Origin of the sequence: Segatella copri, assembly GCF_026015625.1 — a bacterium.
Lineage (GTDB): Bacteria > Bacteroidota > Bacteroidia > Bacteroidales > Bacteroidaceae > Prevotella > Prevotella copri_H.
Map to the genome: position 1 here is coordinate 1,371,316 of NZ_JAPDVG010000001.1, position 22,923 is coordinate 1,394,238.

Annotated in this window: 13 protein-coding genes, 6 tRNA genes and 3 rRNA genes; 4 read left to right on the plus strand and 18 right to left on the minus strand. The window is 45.9% G+C overall.

What is annotated here, in order from left to right:
* Positions 1–4 precede the first annotated feature (4 nt).
* The 10 genes from gldE to nspC form a co-directional block, all read right to left on the minus strand.
* A complete protein-coding gene (gene gldE / locus ONT19_RS06205; RefSeq protein ID WP_181992512.1) occupies positions 5–1,312 on the minus strand; it encodes a gliding motility-associated protein GldE in 1,308 nt (435 codons plus the stop codon).
* Between the two features lie 61 nt (positions 1,313–1,373).
* Complete coding sequence (locus tag ONT19_RS06210) at positions 1,374–1,721, minus strand: single-stranded DNA-binding protein (protein ID WP_022120694.1); 348 nt, start codon at positions 1,719–1,721, stop codon at positions 1,374–1,376.
* A 29-nt stretch (positions 1,722–1,750) separates the two neighbouring features.
* Positions 1,751–2,287, minus strand: coding sequence for a hypothetical protein (locus ONT19_RS06215; RefSeq protein ID WP_264952916.1), 537 nt, complete (start codon positions 2,285–2,287; stop codon positions 1,751–1,753).
* A gap of 31 nt (positions 2,288–2,318) precedes the next feature.
* A tRNA-Gly gene (locus tag ONT19_RS06220) sits at positions 2,319–2,391 on the minus strand.
* Between the two features lie 21 nt (positions 2,392–2,412).
* A tRNA-Leu gene (locus tag ONT19_RS06225) sits at positions 2,413–2,496 on the minus strand.
* A 23-nt stretch (positions 2,497–2,519) separates the two neighbouring features.
* Positions 2,520–2,601, minus strand: a tRNA-Leu gene (locus ONT19_RS06230).
* Between the two features lie 42 nt (positions 2,602–2,643).
* Positions 2,644–2,716 (minus strand) — tRNA-Gly (locus ONT19_RS06235).
* 20 nt (positions 2,717–2,736) lie between these two features.
* Positions 2,737–2,820, minus strand: a tRNA-Leu gene (locus ONT19_RS06240).
* A 59-nt stretch (positions 2,821–2,879) separates the two neighbouring features.
* Positions 2,880–2,952 (minus strand) — tRNA-Gly (locus ONT19_RS06245).
* Between the two features lie 203 nt (positions 2,953–3,155).
* Positions 3,156–4,331 (minus strand): carboxynorspermidine decarboxylase, encoded by a 1,176-nt coding sequence (nspC, locus tag ONT19_RS06250; protein ID WP_117728720.1) that lies wholly within the window; start codon positions 4,329–4,331, stop codon positions 3,156–3,158.
* Positions 4,332–4,439: 108 nt separating this feature from the next.
* Between nspC and ONT19_RS06255 the strand changes: the two genes are divergently transcribed.
* Complete coding sequence (locus tag ONT19_RS06255; protein ID WP_022120692.1) at positions 4,440–5,048, plus strand: thiamine phosphate synthase; 609 nt, start codon at positions 4,440–4,442, stop codon at positions 5,046–5,048.
* Positions 5,049–5,131: 83 nt separating this feature from the next.
* Positions 5,132–6,070, plus strand: coding sequence for a ribose-phosphate pyrophosphokinase (locus ONT19_RS06260; protein WP_006849494.1), 939 nt, complete (start codon positions 5,132–5,134; stop codon positions 6,068–6,070).
* A gap of 219 nt (positions 6,071–6,289) precedes the next feature.
* On the opposite strand, the gene glgP is transcribed toward ONT19_RS06260, so the two are convergent.
* Both glgP and ONT19_RS06270 read right to left on the minus strand, forming a co-directional pair.
* Positions 6,290–8,848: an alpha-glucan family phosphorylase gene (glgP, locus tag ONT19_RS06265; protein WP_264952915.1), complete on the minus strand. Its 2,559-nt coding sequence runs from the start codon at positions 8,846–8,848 to the stop codon at positions 6,290–6,292.
* 105 nt (positions 8,849–8,953) lie between these two features.
* Positions 8,954–10,615, minus strand: coding sequence for a glycogen/starch synthase (locus tag ONT19_RS06270; RefSeq protein WP_264952914.1), 1,662 nt, complete (start codon positions 10,613–10,615; stop codon positions 8,954–8,956).
* Positions 10,616–10,801: 186 nt separating this feature from the next.
* Between ONT19_RS06270 and ONT19_RS06275 the strand changes: the two genes are divergently transcribed.
* Positions 10,802–11,170: a hypothetical protein gene (locus ONT19_RS06275; RefSeq protein WP_233400745.1), complete on the plus strand. Its 369-nt coding sequence runs from the start codon at positions 10,802–10,804 to the stop codon at positions 11,168–11,170.
* Between the two features lie 156 nt (positions 11,171–11,326).
* On the opposite strand, the gene rrf is transcribed toward ONT19_RS06275, so the two are convergent.
* From rrf to ONT19_RS06290, 3 genes are all read right to left on the minus strand, one after another.
* Positions 11,327–11,439 (minus strand): 5S ribosomal RNA (gene rrf, locus ONT19_RS06280).
* A 120-nt stretch (positions 11,440–11,559) separates the two neighbouring features.
* Positions 11,560–14,456 (minus strand): 23S ribosomal RNA (locus ONT19_RS06285).
* A gap of 350 nt (positions 14,457–14,806) precedes the next feature.
* Positions 14,807–16,338 (minus strand): 16S ribosomal RNA (locus ONT19_RS06290).
* The 16S, 23S and 5S rRNA genes sit together here, the layout of an rRNA operon.
* 660 nt (positions 16,339–16,998) lie before the next feature.
* Between ONT19_RS06290 and ONT19_RS06295 the strand changes: the two genes are divergently transcribed.
* Positions 16,999–18,696, plus strand: a complete 1,698-nt coding sequence (locus tag ONT19_RS06295; RefSeq protein WP_006848728.1) for a SulP family inorganic anion transporter — start codon at positions 16,999–17,001, stop codon at positions 18,694–18,696.
* Positions 18,697–18,813: 117 nt separating this feature from the next.
* On the opposite strand, the gene ONT19_RS06300 is transcribed toward ONT19_RS06295, so the two are convergent.
* The 3 genes from ONT19_RS06300 to ONT19_RS06310 are packed head-to-tail and all read right to left on the minus strand — an operon-like array spanning position 18,814 to position 22,838.
* The gene (locus ONT19_RS06300; RefSeq protein WP_262912842.1) at positions 18,814–19,545 is read right to left on the minus strand and encodes an amino acid ABC transporter ATP-binding protein; all 732 of its coding nucleotides are present in this window, start codon (positions 19,543–19,545) and stop codon (positions 18,814–18,816) included.
* A 40-nt stretch (positions 19,546–19,585) separates the two neighbouring features.
* Complete coding sequence (locus tag ONT19_RS06305) at positions 19,586–21,145, minus strand: ABC transporter substrate-binding protein/permease (RefSeq protein ID WP_264912868.1); 1,560 nt, start codon at positions 21,143–21,145, stop codon at positions 19,586–19,588.
* Positions 21,146–21,158: 13 nt separating this feature from the next.
* Positions 21,159–22,838 (minus strand): NAD(P)/FAD-dependent oxidoreductase, encoded by a 1,680-nt coding sequence (locus tag ONT19_RS06310; RefSeq protein WP_264952913.1) that lies wholly within the window; start codon positions 22,836–22,838, stop codon positions 21,159–21,161.
* Positions 22,839–22,923: the final 85 nt, after the last annotated feature.

The following is a 22,923-nucleotide window of genomic DNA, read 5'->3' on the forward strand; positions in this document are numbered from 1 at the left end:
ATGATTACTTAGAAGAATCCTCCACGTTATCTTTCAAAGGATGTACCGTCACCTTAATCTTGCTGATGCGACGCTCCTCTATCTGCATAACCTCGAAAGTATAGTTCTTATAATCTATCTTCTCGTGCATACTTGGGAAATCGCCTTTGATTTCCAAGAGCAGACCAGCCAGAGAATCAGCATCACCCTCAACCTCCTCGAACTCTTCGTCATCTACATTCAGGATTTTACAGAAATCAGAAAGAAGCGTTTTACCTTCAAAAACAAAGGTGTTGTAATTTAATTTCGAGTAGAACTTCTCCTCCTCATCGTATTCATCATTGATCTCACCTACAATTTCCTCCAGAATATCTTCGAGAGTAACAATACCCGATGTACCTCCGAACTCATCTACCACAATGGCGATATGAACCTTGTTGTCCTGGAAATCGCGAAGCAGATCATCTATCTTCTTGGTTTCAGGAACAAAGTAAGGAGGACGAATCAGGCTCTGCCAACGGAAGTTGGAAGACTTCGTAAGATGAGGCAATAAGTCCTTGATATACAGTACACCACGAATATTATCTGTATTATCCTGATAAACAGGAATACGACTGTAATTATTCTCTTCAATGCACTTTAATACTTCTGGATAAGAACTACGGATATCCAGGTCAACAATATTCTGTCGGCTGGTCATCACCTCCTTGGCTGTTTCATCGCCAAAGCGGATGATACCCTTCAGCATGCTCTGCTCGTCCTTGATATCATTCTTATCTGTCAGTTCCAGAGCTTGTTCCAAGTCATCAACACTCAGCACATGATTTTCCTTCTGTATAATCTTTTCTGCAAGAATTCCACTTTTCAGCAAGATCGTTTCTAAAGGCCAAAACAACTTTCTGGCAAACAGAATTCCCCCTACGCACCGGCGACAGAACTTCAGAGGATCCTGGCGGGCATACACTTTCGGCATAATCTCACCAAAAAGCAAAAGCAAGAAAGTAAGAATAACCGTAATAATCAGGAACTGAAGCCAATAAGCTTTAGGACCAAACTCTACGATTCCTGCGAATACATAATTAAGGAGCATGATGATTGTGACATTCACAAAATTATTGGTTATCAAAATGGTAGCCAACGTACGTTCAGAATCATCACGCAACATCTGTATTTTCTTATCGGCATCAGTCTTTTCATCCTCAAGTTCCGCAACATCAGTTGGTGATAAACTGAAAAAAGCAATTTCGGAACCACTGGCAAAAGCAGACATGCCTAACAATATAGCTGCAAGTACAGCAGCTACAATAACCCCGGCGGAAGGCTGCATCAGCATCACATCACCGAAGGCATCAGTTATGGTGGATATATCCAATTTCTGAGCTAAAAATTAATAATTATTGTTCTTTAGTAGCAGGGCGAGTACTCAACATCTCCATATTATCTACATAGATTTCTGTAATATATTGTCTTCTACCCTGCTTGTCATCATAGGAGCGGTAGCGGATTCTTCCTTCCACATAAAGGCGGTCACCCTTATGCACATACTTCTCTACTACCTTTGCAAGCCCACGATAAAAAACAAGATTGTGCCAATCTGTATGGTCTGGCACTTGGGTACCATTAGGCAAAGTATATCCTTTCTCTGTAGTTGCAAGAGAGACCTGAGCTACTGCCTGATCTGCTTCGAAATAATGAATGTCAGGATCTTTACCTACATTACCAATTAGCATAACCTTGTTCATGACACGAATCTTTTAAATTTCTGAATATTTTATTTCCACATTCCCAGATAGCGGAAATGGAAATTCTTACCTTTTGCAGATGGGAACTGGCTGCGTGAATCTACACAATCGCGCAGATAATCTACGATGCGATTGTAACAATCCAAACCTGATTCAGCTTTAACATCCGCAACGAAATGAGTATCACGGTACTCAAACTTTCCTGTAGCCGGTACCATCACAACACGCTTGAAATCAAGTGATCCTTCATACCAGCCTGGAGCCTCTTGAGCCAAACTGGCAACAACAGGATTCTCCATTCTCTCTGCAGGAGTAGGAGTACGCAATGCTTTCTTATCCTTAAAATCCTGCATAGTTTGCGCCGTAGTCTTTATCACAATAAAATAAACACGTGGGCGTACCTTATATCTTTTTGGATACGTCAAATCGCTAGCGGCATACTCACGAACATCTGCCTCTAGCTCCGCATCCATCTCAATCTCAGGAATACTCTTTAAAAAATCAATAGCATCATCAACACTAGTAACTAATGTCTCCTGACCAAAATATCTTAAATATAAATTCATAAATGGGTATGTTTCTCGAGTTCAAAAAAAGAGCGGAAAACGGGACTCGGACCCGCGACCCCAACCTTGGCAAGGTTGTGCTCTACCAACTGAGCTATTTCCGCTTATAAAAACAACAATAAAAGTGAAGAGGAGGAGACTCGAACTCCCACGACACAATTGTCACTACCCCCTCAAAGTAGCGCGTCTACCAATTCCGCCACCTCTCCAACACTAAGCTAATTAAACATTGTGCCCAAGACAGGACTCGAACCTGCACGTTGTGAAACACACGCACCTGAAACGTGCGCGTCTACCAATTCCGCCACTTGGGCCCTAAACTTAAACCTATCTTGGTTTATTATAAAAAATAATCGAGCGGAAAACGGGACTCGGACCCGCGACCCCAACCTTGGCAAGGTTGTACTCTACCAACTGAGCTATTTCCGCATGTAAGATAACAATACCTGTGAAGAGGAGGAGACTCGAACTCCCACGACACAATTGTCACTACCCCCTCAAAGTAGCGCGTCTACCAATTCCGCCACCTCTCCAAGTATATTGCCATCAATTATCTAACCAAGATAAAGCTTGATGTTGTTTCCAAAAAATGAGCGGAAAACGGGACTCGGACCCGCGACCCCAACCTTGGCAAGGTTGTGCTCTACCAACTGAGCTATTTCCGCAGTTTTTCCTATTACTTAGGAGCATTCCTCTGAATGCGAGTGCAAAGGTACTACTTTTTTCTGAATTACCAAACTTTTCTTCGATTTTTTTGAAAAAAAATGTGCATTTTGCCCTTTTTAGTGAGCAAAACACACATTTTAAGCCTTATTTTGCCGATTTTTAAACTCATCCGGCAGAAAAATCGGGAAAAATGAAAATTATACTAATCCATCCTACTGCGATAATCTTCGTAGCTGAAATCTCTTAGAGTTTCCAATTTTCCATCTAAATGTACGATTCCTATTGATGGATGAGTGATTCCATTAAAGGTATTTGTCTTTACCGTAGTGTAATGCAGCATATCTTCGAAAATAACATTCTCGCCTATTTGCAATTCATGGTCAAATTTCCAGAAGCCCATAAAATCTCCACTCAGACAACTGTTGCCACCTATTCTATATATATGTGCACCCTCAGGAGCCTTCGTCGGATCATCAACCTCCAGGGTTTCTGCATTTCTGACAGCTGGCATATACGGCATCTCCAGACAGTCGGGCATATGACAGGTAAAACTGGCATTTATGATAGCTGTCCTGATACCTTTATCCTCAACCACATCTACTACTTGAGTTACAAGCGGCCCGGTCTGCCACCCAAAGGCACTACCAGGTTCCATGATAATTTTAAGATGAGGATAACGCTGATGAAATCCCTTTATTATATTAATAAGGTGTTCCACATCATAATCCTTCCTGGTCATCAGATGACCTCCACCGAAATTGATCCATTTCAGCTGCGGAAACCAAGGAGAGAATTTCTCTTCGATATGAGCTAACGTACGTTCAAAGACATCCGCCCCACTCTCGCAGTGACAATGACAATGGAATCCTTCTATATCTGAAGGCAAAGTTTGAGGCAATTTATCTGCCGATACACCGAATCGGGTTCCAGGTGCACACGGATTATACAGCAATGTTCCGACTTCAGAATATTCCGGATTTACTCTCAATCCCAGTCTGATGTCAGAATTTGCCCTACGAGCCCGTTCATGATATCGCTCATATTGCGTAAGCGAGTTGAAAGTAAGATGACTTGAGCATTGTGCTATCTCATCAATCTCATAATCGGTATAAGCCGGCGAAAAAGTATGCGCTTTACTGCCAAATTCATGATACGCCAGTTTTGCCTCGCTAAGAGAGCTGGCCGTGGTCGAAGAAATATACTCTCTGAAAATCGGAAATGTCTTCCAAAGAGCATAAGCCTTAAAAGCTAGAATAATTTCCATATCGGCACGCTCAGCCACACTCTTGATGAGCGACAGATTGTGTCGCAAACGTTCTTCCTCTAAAACGTAAATTGGTCGATGAATCTCATTAAAATTTGCTAAATTTACTTGCATAACTTGATAAATATTAATTTTATGGTGCAAAGATAGCTTTTTATCCCGAATATAATTGCTAGTTTGCGTTTTTTTTAATACTTTTGCATCATAAAAATCATTTTGACGATGAAATTAGCGATAATGACCAAGTCCACATTCTTTGTGGAAGAAGATAAAATACTATCCTCGCTGTTCGACGAGGGCATGGACAACCTGCATCTTTTCAAGCCAGGTTCGTCACCAATGTATGCTGAGCGACTGCTCACGTTACTGCCTGAAGACTATCTTCGCAAGATTACTGTTCATGATCATTATTACCTCAAACAGGAGTATGATTTAGCAGGAATCCATATAGACGATCCGCTAGCACCGGTACCGGATGGATACAAAGGCAAGTTCAGTCGCACCTGCACAGATCTCTCGATGCTGAAAGAGATGAAGAAGAAATCAAACTATGTGTTTCTGAAAAACATCTTCGACTGTATTGAGTTTAAAGATGAAAAGTCTTCCTTCAATCTGCAGCAGCTTGAGAATGCAGCCAAGGCAGGACTCATAGACAAGAAGGTATACGCCTTGGGAGGCATGAGTCTGGAAAATCTCAAGATTGCCAAGGAACTCGGATTTGGAGGAGTAGTAATCTGTGGAGATCTCTGGAACCGATTCGACATTCACAACGAGCGCGATTTCAAAGAGCTGATTCTTCACTTCGAGAAATTGAGAAAGGCTATCAGCTAATACTGAGGTTCCCGAAAAAAGATTCATCCCCCTACATGAAAACAGATAAAAATAACTATTAATACACATAAACACTAATAGAAATGAGTGACAAAAACTCTTTTTTGGTATTCTCTGGTACTAACTCGAGATACCTTGCAGAAAAAATCTGCGCTAGTTTAGGTTGCCCACTGGGTAATTTGGTTGTAACCAAGTTCTCTGATGGTGAATTTGGCGTATCTTTCGAGGAGTCTATCCGCGGACGCGATGTTTTCCTCGTACAGAGCACATTCCCTAATTCAGACAACTTGATGGAGTTGCTCCTGATGATTGACGCAGCAAAGCGTGCTTCTGCCCGCAATATTATTGCTGTTGTTCCTTACTTCGGATGGGCCCGTCAGGATCGCAAGGACAAGCCACGTGTCAGCATCGGCGCTAAACTGGTAGCCGACTTGCTCAGCGTTGCCGGTATCGACCGTCTCATCACCATGGATCTCCATGCCGACCAGATTCAGGGCTTCTTTGATGTTCCTGTAGATCACCTCTATGCATCTGGCGTTATTTTGCCATACCTGCAGAGCTTACGCCTCAAGGATATGGTCATTGCTTCTCCAGACGTTGGTGGTTCTAAGCGTGCCAACACTTATGCTAAGTACTTTGGCTGCCCTCTCGTGCTCTGCAACAAGACCCGTGCTCGCGCCAATGTAGTAGCAAGCATGCAGATTATCGGTGATGTAAAAGACAAGAATGTTGTCATCATTGATGATATGGTCGATACAGCCGGTACTATCACGAAGGCTGCCGACATCATGAAGCAGGCTGGTGCAAAGACTGTTCGTGCATGTGCATCTCACTGCGTGATGAGTGGTCCTGCATCTGAGCGTGTCCAGGATTCAGCTCTTGAGGAGATAGTATTCACTGATTCCATCCCTTACACCAAGCGTTGCGCAAAGGTTAAGCAGATTTCTATTGCAGATATGTTTGCAGAAACCATTCGCCGTGTTGAGGATAACGAGAGTATCTCTTCCCAGTATCTGGTATAAGGAAATATCATCATACAAGTTTACAAGGAGTCTTTCTTTTAAAAAGGAAGACTCCTTTTTTATGATTCCATTCTTCCCCTGTTTCTAATCTACATTCACAATTCACTTTTCACAACTACAATAACACTGTTCATTGTTCGATTTCAACAAAAAAAATCCTGTATCCCAAAAAGAGATACAGGATTCATATATTTATAATGTGACAATGTCGCTATTATATTAGTTCAACCACTTCACGTAGCAGAAGTCCTGACGGTGTGGCAACTTATCATTCTTAGGATACATACGTACGCCTGTCTTGAATGAACCAGCATTGATTGGCTCAATCTCAGCCTCGAATGTAAAGTTGTTACCCTCGTGACCAACCATCTTGAATGGATAAACAGCATAAATCTGCTTGCCATCCTCTGGCTGATCTTTCAATACAACAAGCTCCAAGCCTACTGCATCGTTCAAGCCCTGCTCATCGATAACATACTGAACCTTAATCTTCTGACCAGTCTCAGCAGCCATCAGCATGCAGTCGTCCTTAGATACAACGTGGATACCATCCCAACGCTCTGCAACGCTCTCCTTCCAGAGTGCAATCTCCTTAGCAAGTGCATTGTCGTTAGCGCTCAACTTCTTGAAGCGGGCAGCCTCCTTATTGTAGAACTTATCATAGTAGTCATCCAACTGGCGCTTCATTGTATAGTGAGGAGCGATAGTAGCAATAGAGTTCTTTACTACCTGGATCCACTCCTTGCTGAAGCCTTCCTTATTCTTGTTGTAATACATAGGGATGATGTCGTTCTCCAAGAGGTTGTAGATAGTAGCAGCATCAAGCTGATCCTGGTAACCCTGGTTCTGGTATGTACGCTTCTCAGGAAGAGCCCAACCAGCACCCTCGCGGTAACCTTCTACCCACCAACCATCAAGTACAGAGAGGTTGACAACACCATTCATCTCAGCCTTCTCGCCAGATGTACCAGAAGCCTCCAATGGACGTGTAGGAGTATTCATCCAGATATCAACACCTGAAACCAGACGGCGAGCCAAAGTCATATCGTAGTCCTCGAGGAAGATAATCTTGCCGAGGAACTCAGGACGCTGACTGATCTCGAAAATCTTCTTGATCAAGCCCTGACCTGCACCATCAGCTGGGTGAGCCTTACCTGAGAAGAAGAACAATACTGGGTGCTCAGGATCGTTAACGATCTTAGACAAGCGTTCCAAGTCGGTGAAGAGCAGGTGAGCACGCTTGTATGTAGCGAAACGACGGCAGAAACCAATCATCAAAGCGTTAGGGTTGATACGCTCGAGCAAAGATACTACACGAGCAGGATCACCCTGGTTCTTCAACCATGTCTGGGTGAACTTCTCACGGATATAAGCTACGAGCTTCTTCTTCAATGTCATACGGGTATTCCAGATTTCAGCATCTGAAACATTGTAGATGGCATGCCAGATTTCCTCGTTGCTCTGGTCGTTCATGAAGTTCTTGTCGAAATATTTATCATAAAGCTTACGCCACTCTGTTGCAGTCCAAGTTGGGAAGTGAACACCATTGGTTACATAACCTACGTGGTTTTCCTCTGGGAAGTAGCCCTTCCAGATGTTAGAGAACATTTGCTGGCTTACCCAACCGTGAAGCTTACTTACACCGTTAACCTCCTGGCAAGTGTTGCATGCGAATGTAGAGAGACAGAAACGCTCGTTGTGATCGTCTGGATTTTCACGACCCATACCGATGAACTCATCCCAAGAGATGCCAAGGCGCTGTGGATAGCCACCCATGTACTTGCCGAAGAGAGCCTCGTCGAAGTAGTCATGACCAGCTGGCACAGGAGTGTGAACAGTATAGAGAGAAGAAGCGCGAACCAACTCGAGAGCCTGGTTGAAGTTCAAGCCATCCTCCTCGATATAGTCGCAGAGACGCTGCAAGTTGCAAAGAGCTGCATGACCCTCGTTGCAGTGATAAATATTCTTCTTGATACCCATCTTCTTCAATGCGAGCATACCACCGATACCGAGCAGAATCTCCTGCTTCAAACGGTTCTCCCAGTCACCACCGTAGAGAGAGTGAGTGATAGGACGGTCGAACTCTGAGTTCATATCATTATCTGTATCCAGGAGATACAACTTGATACGACCTACATTCATCTGCCATACGTATGCATGTACCTGATAGTTTGTGTAAGGCACATCAACTACCAATGGGTTACCATTCTCATCATATACTCGCTCGATAGGGAGAGAGTTGAAGTTCTGAGCATCATAGTTAGCAATCTGCTGACCATCCATACTCAAAGACTGCTTGAAATAACCATATCTGTAGAGGAAACCAACAGCACACATATCCACGTTGCTGTCAGAAGCCTCCTTCAAGTAGTCACCAGCAAGCATACCAAGACCACCAGAGTAAATCTTAACCACCTGGTTAATACCATACTCCATGCAGAAGTAAGCAACTGAAGGGCGCTTAGCATTAGGCTTCACATCCATGTACTCGCGGAACATCTTATAGACGTTTTTAACCTTAGCCATTGTCTCCTTGTCCTTAACAATAGCCTCCTTGCGGTCGTAGCTCAAGCGCTCCAAGAGCAATACAGGGTTAGCATTACACTTCTCGTACAAGTCTGGATCAAGACTCTTGAACAAGTCACGACCTTCATAATTCCATGCCCACCACATATTGTGAGCGATCTCATCCAAGCACTTCAACTCCTTAGGAAGGCTTGATTTAATGGTTGTCTCCTTCCATTGAGGAGCATTAGCATAGTCTGCCTTAATTTTCATTGTGTTTTATTTTTAAGATGTATATTTTCTATCTTGCAAACATAGCGATTCTTGCAGAATCCAAATATTTGTTTTATGGCTTACGCCATCAAGAGAGAGTGATTATTATTTCTTCATACGAACTTCAGCCTTGCGCAGGGCAAAGTCATAAGCATCATAGTAATACTCGATAAAGTGTTTCCACAATGCTTTTTCTGAAAGAATCTCAGCATTTTTACGACACTTGTTCACCTGTGTCTTGGTGAATCCCGAGTACTTAGCTACGGTATCCTTGATAGCATCAGCTACCTCAGAATAATTATAGTCGGTACGCTTGATAACCTTCACACCATCCTCTATCTCACTGTAACTTCCCTTCTCTGAGTTAGCCCAAAGACCGAAACCAGCCAAATCGGTGGTGATACAAGGCACCTTGAACGCAACAGCCTCCAATGGAGTATATCCCCATGGCTCATAATAAGAAGGATAGATACAGAGGTCATTACCCAACACTACATCATAGTAGCTCTTGTTGATAATGCCATCATCGCCTGTCAAGTAACAAGGTAAGAATATCAGTTTCACCTTGTCTTCCTTATTATTATGCATGTTGAAGTACTTCAGCATACCCAATACATTATCATGACTCATATTATGCAACCAATGGGTAATCTCCGGAACCTCCAATGGCGTGTCAAACTTCTTACCGCTATTCAGACGATCCAACAGATCCTGACGTGGATCTCCTACCCAACCAGGTACGTCAATGAATGCCAATACATTCTTCTTCAAATTGTTGTCACGAAGCAAGCGGTTCATTGCCTCAATATAGACATCGATACCCTTGTTGCGGAACTCGTAGCGTCCGCTGGTAGAAACGATGAGCGTATCATCATCCAAATCTGTACCCATCAAAGCATTGGCAACATCGAGCAAACGCTTTCTTGCCTCCTTACGTTTCTTTGTAAAGGTACTTGCTTTAGGTACAAAACTATTGTCAAATCCGTTAGGCAAAACGAAATCTACCGGTTTATCGAGCAATTCCTTGCACTCGTTGGCAGTAATATCACTCACTGTTGTGAAACAATCAACATACATAGCAGTCTGCTTTTCTATAGAATGCTTGCTTTGCATATTGAGTTCCTGCGCCATCTGATCACCATTATAGGCAAAAAGATAATCGTAAAGAGGCTTATTATTACCGGCAATACTACGACCGATACTTGTAGCATGCGTGGTGAACACAGTAGCCACCTCAGGAAGATGCTTGTTCACATAGAGCACACCAAGCCCTGTCATCCATTCATTTCCATGATAGATAACTTTCTTGCCTTTTCCAACGACATGTTTGTAGAAACTCTCTACTACCAGAGCGGCAGCATAAGAGAACATCGATGCTTCGTCATAGTCACCATAAGCATGAAGACTATCAACCTGATAGTCCTGCCATAGTTGTCCATAGATCTGGTCTTTAACAGCATAGTAAGGATTGAAATCTACTAAAACAGCTACTGGCTCTCCCGGTATATTCCATCTACCTACTTTAACCTTTAAGCCCTCTTTCAGAGCTTCTGTTTTCCACGCCGCATAAAGCGTATCATCTTGAGAGAAATAAGGATTCACCTTGTCTCCCCAGCAATCAGGACCAATGAAGATTAGTTGATCCTTTAACCTTTCCGTAAGAGTCTTAGCTCGTGTTGAAAGAACGGTGTAGATACCACCAACTTTATTACACACTTCCCAACTAGACTCAAATATGTAATCTGGAAATAATCTTTTCTTTTCCATATATAATTATCAATAAACACCGCAAAGATAGATAAATATTTGCAAAAAAACGAATTAATCTTATTAAAATCCTAAAAAAAATGCAGTTTTCTTGATTTAAATGAATAACTTTGTCGCAGTTAATTGAAAAAAGAGATGAAAAGAAAGATTTTAGCAACATTATTATGCCTAATTAGTATATCTAGTATGGCACAAACAGACAGCACCTTATTCAAGGGGAAGATTACAAACAAAGAGTATGATGTCTATATGAATATAGACTTCTACCATAAGAACCTCAAGGTTCCTGGACAGGAACTGTTCGGTGAAATGCCCGGATATTTCGGTGACAGACGTGATAGTCGCAAATGGCTGATTACAGATGCTGACATAGAAGGAAAGACCGCTCATCTATCCATTATCAATGATTACGGGAGCGAAGATCTTACTGCCGACCTCATAGCCTTGCCCGATGGCAGTTACGAGTTGCAGCAGAAAGAAGGAAGTAACCTGAAAATTGCCCGAAACCGGAAATGGGTGAAGATTCCTAAAAAACTGAAATTCACCAAGCAGTAGACAAAACACTCAGAATATCGCAGAAATGCCCCTCGCTATTATGGTAAATAGCGAGGGGTTATTATATTATATAGCAAGGGTAATTATACTAAATAGCCAGAGTTATTAAACAGAAAAGCCCCGACTACTTTCGTAATCGAGGCTTCTGAAATTGAAAGGAGGCGGCTACCTACTCTCCCGCATTGCATTGCAGTACCATCGGCGCAAGTGAGCTTAACTTCTCTGTTCGGAATGGGAAGAGGTGGGACCTCACCGCAATAACCACCTGATAATGGGTTATGACGTATTTGCACACAAGCAAACGTATAAGTAATGTTGATTGTTGAATGTTGAATTACAACTTTCAGCACCATTCAGACTGTACATACAGTTGAAACTATGAACTTTCCTAAAGAAAGTGTTCGGGCAATTAGTAATGCTCGGCTTTGACATCACTGTCTTTACACCTGCATCCTATCAACGTCATCGTCTCTGACGACCCTCAATGGAGTTCTCATCTTGCGGCTGGCTTCGCACTTAGATGCTTTCAGCGCTTATCCAATCCAGACTCAGATACCCAGCGGTGCGCCTGGCGGCACAACTGGTAAACCGGAGGTCTGTCCATCACGGTCCTCTCGTACTAGTGACGGCACCACTCAAAACTCCCACGCCCACGATAGATAGAGACCGAACTGTCTCACGACGTTCTGAACCCAGCTCGCGTGCCACTTTAATGGGCGAACAGCCCAACCCTTGGGACCTTCTCCAGCCCCAGGATGTGACGAGCCGACATCGAGGTGCCAAACCACCCCGTCGATATGAGCTCTTGGGGGGGATCAGCCTGTTATCCCCGGAGTACCTTTTATCCTTTGAGCGACGGAGTTTCCATACACATCCGCCGGATCACTATGCCCCAGTTTCCTGCCTGCTCGGCATGTCTGCCTCCCAGTCAAGCGCCCTTATGCCATTGCACTCTTTGAGGTCGGTTACCAATCGACCCGAGGGCACCTTTGGAAGCCTCCGTTACGCTTTTGGAGGCGACCACCCCAGTCAAACTACCCACCAAGCAGTGTCCGCGTATCACGCGTTAGACCTCAGACAGCCAAAGGGCCGTATTTCAAGGATGGCTCCACGAAAGCTGGCGCTCCCGCTTCAAAGCCTCCGGCCTATCCTACACATCGGATGACCAAGGTCAATGCTAAGCTGTAGTAAAGGTTCACGGGGTCTTTTCGTCCCATCGCGGGTAATCGGCATCTTCACCGATACTACAATTTCACTGAGCTCATGGTTGAGACAGCGTCCGGATCATTACACCATTCGTGCAGGTCGGAACTTACCCGACAAGGAATTTCGCTACCTTAGGACCGTTATAGTTACGGCCGCCGTTTACCGGGGCTTCAATTCAATGCTTCCTCTTGCGAGTGACATCTCCTCTTAACCTTCCGGCACCGGGCAGGTGTCAGGCTGTATACGTCATCTTTCGAGTTTGCACAGCCCTGTGTTTTTGTTAAACAGTTGCCTGGACCTATTCTCTGCGCCTCGCTCATCACGAGGACCCTTTATCCCGAAGTTACAGGGTCAATTTGCCTAGTTCCTTAACCATGAATCTCTCAACGCCTTAGTATGTTCTACCCGACCACGTGTGTCCGTTTGCGGTACGGGTGCCGCATGGGTTAAGCTTAGCGGATTTTCTCGGGAGTATGATTACCCACACTATTGGATTCTTCCGAAGAAGACTCCATACTATCAAGTTCAGCTCGGACGGTGGATTTGCCTGCCATCCTCAACACCTACACTCTTCAACGGGGACTTCCGTCGCCCCGCGGTGGTTTCACTGCTCCGTCTCCACGTCGCCCCATGCGGCAGTGACGGAATATTAACCGTCTCTGCCATCGCCATCGCCGTTCGGCTTAGACTTAGGACCCGACTGACCCCGGGCTGATTGGCATTGCCCGGGAAACCTTGGTCTTACAGCGGGAGGGAATCTAACCCTCCTTATCGTTACTTATTCCTACATTTGCTTTACTCACCGCTCCAGGATAACTTACGTACACCATTCGACGCTGTGAGTATGCTCCCCTACCGATACTTTCTTAAATGCTATCCCGCGCCTTCGGTGTCTGCCTTATACCCGATTATTATCCATGCCCGGACCCTCGACTAGTGAGCTGTTACGCACTCTTTGAATGAATGGCTGCTTCCAAGCCAACATCCTAGCTGTCATAGGGACCAGACTTCGTTAGACTAACTCAGGCAGAACTCCGGGACCTTAGACGGCGGTCTGGATTCTTCTCCTCTCGGGGACGGACCTTAGCACCCGCCCCCTTACTGCCGGACTGCAGACCGTGAGCATTCGGAGTTCGTCAGGACTCGATAGGCGGTGAAGCCCTCTTGTCCTATCGGTCGCTCTACCTCTCACGGTGACCATCCGACGCGGCACCTAAATGCCTTTCGGGGAGTACGAGCTATCTCCAAGTTTGATTGGCCTTTCACTCCTACACTCGGCTCATCCAGAAGCTTTTCAACGCTTATTGGTGCGGACCTCCATCCCGTGTTACCGGGACTTCATCCTGGCCAAGTGTAGATCACTTGGTTTCGCGTCTACCCCCACTGACTGTGCGCCCTATTCAGGCTCGCTTTCACTGCGGCTACGTGTCTCATGACACTCAACCTCGCCAGTGACGGTAACTCGTAGGATCATTATGCAAAAGGCACGCCGTCACATCGTAAGATGCTCCGACCGCTTGTAGGCGTATGGTTTCAGGAACTATTTCACTCCCCTGCTCGGGGTTCTTTTCACCTTTCCTTCACAGTACTCGTTCGCTATCGGTCTCACGGGAGTATTTAGCCTTACCGGATGGTCCCGGCAGATTCGCGCAGGATTCCTCGTGTCCCGCGTTACTCAGGATACCGCTATGCCTGATCTGGCTTCGTGTACAGGATTATCACCTTCTGTGATGTAACTTTCCAGATACTTCCACTCACCATTTCAGTACAATGTCGCGGTCCTACAACCCCGCTGGCGCCTTGCGACGTCAACGGTTTGGGCTGTTCCCCGTTCGCTCGCCACTACTGGGGGAATCATTAATTTATTTTCTCTTCCTGCAGGTACTAAGATGTTTCAGTTCCCTGCGTTAGCTCTAACACTTAGGTGCTAGTAACCGTCCTTCAGACGGCTAGGTTGTCCCATTCGGAAATCTTCGGATCAAGGGTTATTTGCACCTACCCGAAGCTTATCGCAGCTTATCACGTCCTTCATCGCCTCCGTGAGCCTAGGCATCCGCCATACGCCCTTTCTTACTTTCTTTACGACTGTATTTGCTATCAGTTTAACCTGACAGCGAATAAGTAGCTCATACTTTCAGCTGTATTCTAACAAAGTGAAATCTCATCTTGCGATTTGATTTACTTTAGTCTGAACTAAAGTTCATTACTTACAGTTTTGCTTGTGTCAATATGTCAAAGATCTTCTTGCCTTAATAAGGCATGGTGGAGATTGTGGAGTCGAACCATTTTGCTTGAGCCATCCCTATATATTATATAATGTATAAGGAATCCCAGTCTCCTGTATTTGATTAAACAGATGGTGCGTACAAGAAGAGAAGCGAACTTTTAAGTCCTGTTCCTAAATCTTCTATAGGAAATTCGTCTCTCCAGAAAGGAGGTGTTCCAGCCGCACCTTCCGGTACGGCTACCTTGTTACGACTTAGCCCCAATTACCAGTTTCGCCCTAGGCCGCTCCTTACGGTCACGGACTTTAGGCGCCCCCGGCTTTCATGGCTTGACGGGCGGTGTGTACAAGGCCCGGGAACGTATTCACCGCGCCATGGCTGATGCGCGATTACTAGCGAATCCAGCTTCGTGGGGTCGGGTTGCAGACCCCAGTCCGAACTGAGACAGGCTTTAAGGATTTGATGCGCTTTGCAGAACACCATCTCTCTGTACCTGCCATTGTAACACGTGTGTAGCCCCGGACGTAAGGGCCGTGCTGATTTGACGTCATCCCCACCTTCCTCACACCTTACGGTGGCAGTGTCCCCAGAGTGCCCAGCTTAACCTGATGGCAACTAAGGAGAGGGGTTGCGCTCGTTATGGCACTTAAGCCGACACCTCACGGCACGAGCTGACGACAACCATGCAGCACCTTCACAGAGGCCCCGAAGGGCGTCATTGTCTCCAAATCCTTCCTCTGCAATTCAAGCCCGGGTAAGGTTCCTCGCGTATCATCGAATTAAACCACATGTTCCTCCGCTTGTGCGGGCCCCCGTCAATTCCTTTGAGTTTCACCGTTGCCGGCGTACTCCCCAGGTGGGATGCTTAATGCTTTCGCTTGGCCGCTGACCTGTTCAGACCAACAGCGGGCATCCATCGTTTACCGTGCGGACTACCAGGGTATCTAATCCTGTTCGATACCCGCACTTTCGAGCTTCAGCGTCAGTTGCGCTCCAGTGAGCTGCCTTCGCAATCGGAGTTCTTCGTGATATCTAAGCATTTCACCGCTACACCACGAATTCCGCCCACTTTGTGCGTACTCAAGGAAACCAGTTCGCGCTGCAGTTCAGACGTTGAGCGTCTACATTTCACAACACGCTTAATCTCCGGCCTACGCTCCCTTTAAACCCAATAAATCCGGATAACGCCCGGACCTTCCGTATTACCGCGGCTGCTGGCACGGAATTAGCCGGTCCTTATTCATAAGGTACATGCAAAAAGTCTCACGAGACTCACTTTATTCCCTTATAAAAGCAGTTTACAACCCATAGGGCCGTCATCCTGCACGCTACTTGGCTGGTTCAGACTCTCGTCCATTGACCAATATTCCTCACTGCTGCCTCCCGTAGGAGTTTGGACCGTGTCTCAGTTCCAATGTGGGGGACCTTCCTCTCAGAACCCCTACTGATCGTCGCCTTGGTGGGCCGTTACCCCGCCAACAAGCTAATCAGACGCATCCCCATCCATCACCGATAAATCTTTAATCTCCTTCAGATGTCTTCTAGAGATATCATTGGGTATTAGTCTTACTTTCGCAAGGTTATCCCCAAGTGATGGGCAGGTTGGATACGCGTTACTCACCCGTGCGCCGGTCGACGCCCATCAAAAGCAAGCTTTCGATGTCGTTTCCCCTCGACTTGCATGTGTTAAGCCTGTAGCTAGCGTTCATCCTGAGCCAGGATCAAACTCTCCATTGTAAAATATCATTTTTACTTCGTTACTTCCGAAGAAGCAACTCGGTGTTTGTTGTCTGTACTTAGGACGAATATCCTTTTCGTTTATTGAAGCTTAGTAAACCTGACTTGTCAATTGCTTGACGGTTCGTTTCTTTTACCCAGTCAACTTTCTTATTTCTAAGAAGTTAACCGCTTCTTGTACTACTTGTCTGTTTATATAAAATCTTTCAGAGAACTCTTTCTTTTGTTGCTAAGAGAAACCGTATTTCTCAAAAGCGAGTGCAAAAGTACTAACTATTTTTCATTCCACCAAATCTTTTCGTAAAAAAGTTGAGATTCTAGTGCATTTTTAACACTTATAAAGACTTTCTGGAGTTTTTCTTACCACTACACTTTATTTTATACATGCATACGCCTGCCTGCATGTGCGGGCGCACACCCGCAAGCGCATTAATAATATTGTACTCATATTCCAAGACCGAAAAGAAATCAGGATTCAACTAGAAAAGTATTATCCGGAGAATATATCTATCAAAGAAGAATATTACTATACGAAGAAGAATATTATCGAAGAAAAGGGAGAAACTCAGAAAAACATTTTGCCAATTAAAAAAAATATAGTACCTTTGCACACGTTTTAACGGATAACAAGATTAATTACATATATTTTAAAACTTTCAAATGAAGGCATTAGCAATTAAGTCGAGTTTGTTTTCCTGTTTAAAGACATACAACAAGAAAACATTCATGTCTGACCTCATGGCAGGTATCATCGTTGGTATCGTAGCCCTGCCTCTGGCCATCGCATTCGGTATCGCTTCTGGCGTGACCCCTGAAAAGGGTATCATCACCGCCATTGTAGCAGGTCTCATCATCTCCATCTTCGGTGGAAGCAAAGTGCAGATTGGTGGTCCTACGGGAGCATTCATCGTTATCATCTATGGCATTATCCAGAAATATGGCATGGAAGGTTTGACGATTGCGACACTGATGGCAGGTCTGTTCCTGGTTCTCTTCGGACTTCTCCGTCTTGGAACCATCATCAAGTACATCCCTTACCCTATCGTTGTGGGATTTACCAGTGGTATCGCCGTAACCATCTTCACGACCCAGATCAAGGATCTCTTTGGATTGACGTTGACTTCAAATCCTTCTGATTTTCTGGAGAAATGGGGTGTCTACTTCCAAAGCTTTGACACCATAGATCCTTGGTGTGCCCTTATCGGAGTAGTAAGCGTAGTGGTTATCGCCATCACCCCTAAGTTCAGCAAGAAGATTCCGGGCTCTCTTATTGCCATCATCCTGATGACCGTTGTAGCCTTACTGCTCAAGCAGTTTGCCGGTGTAGAGAGTATCGAGACCATCGGCGACCGCTTCTCTATCAGCAACGAACTGCCTGCAGCTCAGGTACCAGTCATGAATTGGGAGACCATCAAGAGTCTTGTATCACCAGCTATTACCATCGCCATTCTGGGAGCCATTGAGAGTTTGCTTTCAGCAACTGTTGCCGATGGTGTAATCAGCGATCATCACGACAGTAACACCGAGTTGGTAGCTCAGGGTTTAGCCAATATCGCCTCTCCCCTCTTTGGCGGTATTCCTGCAACAGGTGCCATTGCCCGCACAATGACCAATATCAATAATGGCGGTAAGACTCCTATTGCAGGCATCATCCACGCCATAGTTCTGCTGCTCATCTTCCTCTTTCTGATGCCTCTTGCCCAGTACATTCCTATGGCTTGTCTTGCCGGTGTATTGGTAGTTGTATCTTACGGAATGAGCGGATGGAGAAGTTTCCTGGCATTGATGAAGAATCCGAAGAGCGATGTAACCGTACTTCTGATTACCTTCTTCCTCACCATCATCTTCGATTTGACAGTAGCCATTGAGGTGGGTCTGATTATCGCCTGTCTGCTCTTCATGAAGCGAATGAGCGAAACCACCGACGTGACAGCTATTACCGATGATGAGATTGACTTGAACAAGGAGTTTGACTTCCTCTCAACCAACCTGGAGCACTATACGATTCCGAAGGGCGTAGAGGTATACGAAATCAATGGTCCTTTCTTCTTCGGAGCCGGTAACAAGTTTGAGGAAGTGATGGCAGCTTTCGGTGACCGTCCACTGGTACGCGTCATCCGTATGCGCAAGGTTCCATTTGTTGATTCAACCGGTATCCACAACCTCACCAACCTCTGCGAGATGAGTCAGAAGGAGGACATTCAGGTTGTACTCTCCGGTGTTTGCGAGAAGGTAAACGCCCAGTTGGAAAAGGCTGGTTTCTACAATATTCTTGGCAAGGATAATATCACAGATCACATCAGCAAGGCTCTGAAACGTGCTGAAGAGATTATTGAGAAGAAAACTGTTAATAGTTAATAGTTTACAGTTAACATTTTACTGATTGTAGACCATCAAATAAAAAAGATGCATTGCTGAATATACCAGTAATGCATCTTTTTTTATTGTCATCAAGTAACTGTTAACTATAAACTATTACAAAACTTTTCCCAGAAACTCCTGTAGTCTTGGCGATTTCGGATGGTTGAATATTTGCTCAGGACTTCCGTCTTCCGTGATATAGCCGTCACTGAAGAAGAGAACACGGTTGGCCACTTCTCTTGCAAATCCCATCTCGTGGGTCACCACCACCATCGTCATTCCTTCGGCAGCAACATCTTTCATCAGCTGCAGCACCTCTCCCACCATTTCCGGATCGAGAGCCGAAGTCGGCTCATCAAAGAGGATTACCTCTGGATTCATCGCTAAGGCACGGGCGATAGCTACGCGCTGTTTCTGTCCGCCCGACAGACTGTCGGGATAACTGTCGGCCTTATCCAGCAATCCGATACGGGTCAGGAGTTCCGTTGCTTTCTCATCAGCTTCTTCCTTTGTCATCTTACCCAATTCTACCGGAGCCAGCATGATGTTGCGGCGTATGGTCATATTAGGGAAGAGATTGAACTGCTGGAATACCATACCCACCCTCTGGCGCATTCGGTTGATATCAACATCGCTTGATGTGATATCCATATCATCAATAAAGATTTTACCCTCGGTAGGTTCTTCCAGAAGGTTGATGGAACGCAGGAAGGTACTCTTGCCACAACCCGACGGACCGATGATGGCAACCACCTCACCTTTCCTCACCGAGGTTGTAATGCCTTTCAGCACCTCGTTGTCGCCGAAGCGTTTACGAAGTCCTTCTATCTTGATTATTTCGTTCATTTTATCCATTGTTTTAAAGCTTTTGTCCTTTCAGGATTCCTCATTTCCTTTCGCTCTTTCTCAGTCTCTTCTCCAGCCTTCTCACTCCTGCGTTCAGTCCGAGAACAAGAACGAGATAGAGACAAGCTACTACGCCCAACGGCATCATCGCTTCGTAAGTAATGCTTCGGATGATGTCGGAACCCTTGGTCAAGTCTACCAGTCCGATATAACCGCTGATAGAGGTTTCCTTGAGCAGAGTGATAAGCTCGTTACCCATAGCCGGAAGCACATTCTTGAAGGCTTGCGGAAGGATGATGAGACGCATCGTCTTGCCATACGAAAGACCAAGACTTCTACCCGCCTCCATCTGACCATTATCCACCGACATGATGCCCGAGCGGATTACCTCGGCAATATAAGCTGCCGAGTTCAAGCCGAAGGCGATGACAGCCACCAGTATCTTATTGACATCTGCTGATGCAAACACCACATAATAGATGATGAGCAACTGCACCATGGTTGGCGTGCCTCGCATGATGGTAAGGTACAGCTGGCAGAGCATGTTCGGAATCTTCCAGTCGCCCTTACGTTCATGACGTGCTCTGACAATAGCTATCAGCGTTCCGAGTATCACGGAAAGGATGATGGCGAAGAATGTGATGATGAGCGTATTGCCCAAGCCCTGCAACAGATACTGATAACGGTTGTCATCTATGAAGCAGGATTTAAACTTATCTATCACTCCCGGCTGGTTACCAGCTGTTTTCACTTCATTGGAATTCACCATGATAACCTGTCGCACATCGGCATAGGAATCTGTAAATCCGATATTCTTCTTCCGTTCAGGAGTAACCGTGATGCCGGCAATACCCGCATCCGCCTTACCTGCCTGTACAGAGGTGATGATGGCATCAAACTCCATATCAAGAATCTCGACATCCACGCCCATCACATCGCCGATGGCATTCGCCACATCCACGTCGATGCCCACAATCTTGCCATTCTGGTAATATTCGAAAGGCTCGAAGGTAGCGTTGGTGGCAAAACGGAGACTCGTCTTCAAGCCGAGTTTCTGCAGCGCTTCCGGTCCCACCTTCTTCACATCAGAAGTCTTTGGCGTATAAGCCACGGCTATGCCCCGTTCCAGATGGCGGTTGACGATGGAATCGATGACGCCATTCTCTTTCAGAATGCGGATGGCATGATTGATGGACTGCTGCAACTCAGCATGATCCTTAGCCACGCAGATGGCGAAAGAGGACGCATCGAAGGTTTCGGGCAGGATACGGAGCGATGGGTTCACCCGTTGGAATGCCTTGGCTGGCGCCTCATCGGTCACCATGCAGTCAATCTTACCCTGCAGGAGTGCCTGGATGGCATCGGCTCCCTTGTTGTACCGTTCTACCTTGGTACCGCCACCTTCCTTTTCCAGCTCCGTAGCTAGTCCGTCGCTAGTGGTACCGAGCTGCACACCAATCACAGCCCCCTTCAAATCAGTCTTGCTCTTGATTTGCCTGTCAGCATCAGACGCTCCCGAGCCACACGCCACGAAGAGCACACTCAGGAGTAAAGTCAAGAAGCCCAGCTTAAACTTTCCCGTTTTTCTGTATTTCATCATTCCAGGCATTCGTTTATTGTTGTTTCAAATACTCAGCACACATCTCTGCACATCTTTCTCCGTCTACACCAGCCGATACGATTCCGCCTGCATAGCCAGCACCTTCGCCACATGGGAAGAGTCCCTGGATGCGAACATGCTGCAGGGTTTCGCGGTCACGGACGATGCGGACAGGCGATGAGGTTCTCGTCTCCATCGCTATCAGTGTAGCCTCGTTGGTCAGGAAACCATGGGCATTCTTGCCGAAGGTCTTGAAGCCTTCCTGCAGTCGCTTGCTCACGAAAGACGGCATCCAGAAATGCAACGGACTCGAAATCAAGCCTGGAGCATAGCTGCTCTTTGGCAGATCATAACTCAATCGATTGTTCACGAAGTCAGCCATGCGCTGTGCCGGTGCAGTCTGCTTCATGTTGCCCTGCTGCCAGCATTGCTTTTCCACGATTTCCTGGAAGTACATCATTTGGAGTGAAGAGTGAGGAGTGAAGAGTGAAGAATTTTCCTGTGCCTTCATTTCCTGCTGTTCGATGACAGACTGATGTTCCTTCACAAACTGCGCCACATCCTCGGGATGAGTTTCCACCACCATGCCCGAGTTGCTCCAGGCAGTACCGCGGTTGCTCGGACTCATACCGTTCACCACGAGCTGTTCCGGTCCTGTAGCAGCCGGAATCACAAAACCGCCCGGACACATACAGAAGCTATAGACACCTCTGCCATCTACCTGAGTAACAAAGCTATATTCGGCAGCAGGCAGATATTTTCCTCTACCACTCTTATTATGATACTGAATCTGGTCGATGAGCTGGGAAGGATGTTCCAGACGCACACCTACGGCGATGCCTTTTGCCTCGATATCTATCTTTGCCGAAGCGAGATAACGGTATACATCGCGGGCACTATGACCTGTTGCCAAGATAACCGGTCCGCGATAAGTTTCCTCTGCACCCGTAGCCAGATTCACGGCTTCTACGCCTATCACCCTATCGCCAGCTGCAGCATCAGGTGCCGTCAGCTTACCTTCACTCTCAAGGATCAGACGAATCATCTTGGTCTGGAAATGCACTTCGCCGCCACACTTGATGATGGTGTTGCGCATGTTTTCAATAACGCGTGGCAACTTGTCGGTACCGATATGCGGATGGGCATCTGCCAGGATATTGGTATTGGCACCATGCTGGCAGAATACGTTCAGAATTTTATCTACACTTCCCCTTTTCTTGCTTCGTGTATAGAGTTTGCCGTCACTATAAGCACCGGCTCCACCTTCACCGAAACAGTAGTTGCTCTCACCATCTACCTTCTGAGTCTTGGTAATGTTAGAGAGGTCCTTCTTGCGTTCGCGCACATCCTTGCCTCGCTCCAGCACGATAGGACGGTATCCCAGTTCTATCAGGCGCAGGGAAGCAAAGAGGCCGCCAGGTCCCTCACCCACAACGATAACCCGAGGTCTGCTGCTCACATCCGGATATTCGGTATGGACATACTGGTCGTCCTGCGGAAATTCGTTGATATAAGCACGCACCTTCAGGTTGACGAAGATGGTGCGCTGACGGGCATCGATGCTTCTCTTCAAAACCCTCACCTGGTTGAGCGTTCTTACATCCAATCCCTTTTCTTTGGCGAGATAACGCTTGATGCCTTCCTCGCTGGCTGCCTGTTCGGGCAGAATTCTTATCTGGTATTCTTGAATCATTATACTTTATACTTTGAGCTTTGAACTTTGAGTTTTATGATTAGTTTTATAAAAGTGACGAGTGACTGATTCCATATTACGGATT